This window comes from Actinomycetota bacterium (assembly GCA_036280995.1).
In the GTDB taxonomy this organism is placed as follows: domain Bacteria; phylum Actinomycetota; class CALGFH01; order CALGFH01; family CALGFH01; genus CALGFH01.
The window spans coordinates 1-2,169 of the sequence record DASUPQ010000131.1; the positions used below are offsets into that span (position 1 = coordinate 1).

At 69.8% G+C, this 2,169-nt stretch carries 3 protein-coding genes; 1 reads left to right on the forward strand and 2 read right to left on the reverse strand.

Annotation, left to right across the window (positions count from 1 at the left end):
* Positions 1-33 precede the first annotated feature (33 nt).
* Complete coding sequence (locus VF468_04210) at positions 34-393, forward strand: GntR family transcriptional regulator (protein ID HEX5877518.1); 360 nt, start codon at positions 34-36, stop codon at positions 391-393.
* A 60-nt stretch (positions 394-453) separates the two neighbouring features.
* Here VF468_04210 and VF468_04215 read toward each other — a convergent pair whose 3' ends face one another.
* On the reverse strand, positions 454-1,488 hold the full coding sequence (locus tag VF468_04215; GenBank protein HEX5877519.1) for an SPFH domain-containing protein: 1,035 nt from the start codon (positions 1,486-1,488) through the stop codon (positions 454-456).
* A 5-nt stretch (positions 1,489-1,493) separates the two neighbouring features.
* Positions 1,494-1,952 carry an NfeD family protein gene (locus tag VF468_04220; GenBank protein ID HEX5877520.1) on the reverse strand — a complete coding sequence of 153 codons (459 nt, stop codon included), beginning with the start codon at positions 1,950-1,952 and terminating at the stop codon, positions 1,494-1,496.
* Positions 1,953-2,169 lie beyond the last annotated feature (217 nt).

The window sequence follows — 2,169 nt, forward strand, 5'->3', positions numbered from 1 at the left end:
CACTCCTGCGTCGTGCCCGACTAGGCTCGACGCATGCGGATCCACCCGCCGGACCCCTCGCTCACGGAGCCGCCTTTCGAGCAGCTGCGCAGCCAGGTGGCGCGTCGGGCGGCCAGCGGCGAGCTGCCGGCCGGGACCAAGCTGCCGACCGTGCGGGCGCTCGCGGCCGAGCTGGGGCTGGCCGCCAACACCGTGGCGCGGGCCTACCGCGAGCTCGAGTCCGACGGGGTCGTGGTCACCGAGGGGCGCCGCGGCACCTTCGTCGCGTCCGGCTCCGCGGCGGCTTCGACCGAGGCCGAGCAGGCCGCCACGGCGTACGTCGCGACCGCCCGGAGGCTGGGGCTGACCCGCGCCGAGGCCACCCGCCTGCTCGACCGCACCTGGCCGGTCTGACACGGATCCGCAAACTGATGGCCAAGGCGGTTGATCCGAGGACGGGCGTGCGCCGGTCCGTCAGCCCAGGATGTTGTGTTTCGACTGCTCGGCCTCGACCTTCGTCTGGTCGATCCGGGTGCCGGCCGTTTCGGCTGCCTGCGCCGCGGCCGGGAGCGCCTCTGGTCGAGCCGGAGGTCCCACGCCCTGAGTGGGTGTGGCCTCCGAAGCGCCCGCGGAACCGTGCCCGCCGCGCTCTGCGGCGAAGGCGGACGTCACGGTCTTGACCGCCTCGGTGAGTTCTCCCGGTATCACGAAGTAGCCGTTCCCACTCTCGGCGAGGCGGGGGAGCATCTCCAGGTACTTGTAGGCCAGCACCTTCGGGTCGGCGTCGTTGGCGTGCACCGCCTGGAAGACCCGCTCCAGCGCCCTCGCCTCGCCGTCGGCCTCGAGGACCATCGCCTGCTGGCGGCCCTCTGCCTCCAGGATCTGCTTGTTCCGGGTGCCTTCTGCGGTGAGGATCAGCGCCTGTCGCGCCCCTTCGGCGTGCAGGATCGCGGCGCGCTTGTCCCGCTCGGCCCGCATCTGCTTCTCCATCGCCTCCTTGATGGTGGTCGGCGGGTCGATCGCCTTGATCTCCACCCGATTGACGCGGATCCCCCACTTGCCGGTGGCCTCGTCGAGCACCTCGCGCAACCGGGTGTTGATGGTCTCCCGGGAGGTGAGGGTGCTCTCGAGGTCCAACGACCCGATCAGGTTGCGCAGGGTGGTGACGGTGAGCTGGTCGATGGCGTGCAGGTAGTTGTTCACCTCGTAGGCCGCCGCCCGCGGGTCGGTGATCTGGTAGTAGAGGACGGTGTCGATGTTGACCACGAGGTTGTCCTCGGTGATCACCGGCTTCGGGTCCGAGGTGTAGACCGTCTCGCGGACGTCGAGCTTGGTGTTCACCCGGTCGACCAGCGGGATGATCAGGTGCAGACCCGGCTGCAGGGTCCGCTGGTAGCGGCCGAACCGTTCGATGTTGTAGCGCCTGGCCTGCGGGACGATCCGGATCGCCGAGGCCACGACGAAGGCGACCAGGACCGCCATGACCACGATCGGCACCAACAGTTCCATCGTGCTCACACTTCTGTGGGTCGGGGTTCGGGCAGCGGTTCACGCGGATGAACCAGGGCGGTGGCGCCCTCGATCTGGAGTACGTCGACCCGCACGCCCGGTGGGATCACCAGGTCCTCGTCGTAGGGCCGCGCCGACCAGTCCTCCCCAGCTAGGTGCACCAGCCCACTGGTTGCACTGACCTCCCGGGTGACCAGCGCCGTACGGCCGATCAGGGCATCGCTGCCGTCACGCGATGCCGGTGGCAGCGCCAGGTGCCGCTTGGCGACCGGGCGGATCGCCAGCAGGCCGACACCGCCGGCGACGGCGAAGGTGAGGAGCTGGATGGGGACCGGGGCGCCGAGGCCGGCAGTGATCGAGGCGACGAGAGCGGCGCCCGCCAGCAGGCCGAGCGCCAGCGTCAGCGTGAAGAACTCCGCCACGCCGAGGACTACAGCAAGGATCAACCAGAGCAACCACAACATGAGACCACCACATCCGCCAGGGATGCCCTGTCCATGGTACTGCGGCGCTGGTGACCAGAACCGTCGACGACCTGCGCAGACGCCGCGCCTCCACCCACACCCCCTGTGGATGGCCGTTCCGCAATGTCGGTGGGACCTGCCAGCCTCGTGGCCGCAGATCGCGACGACTCTTGGGGGAACGGATGACCGACACCGACGACCGCACCAGAACCGCCTT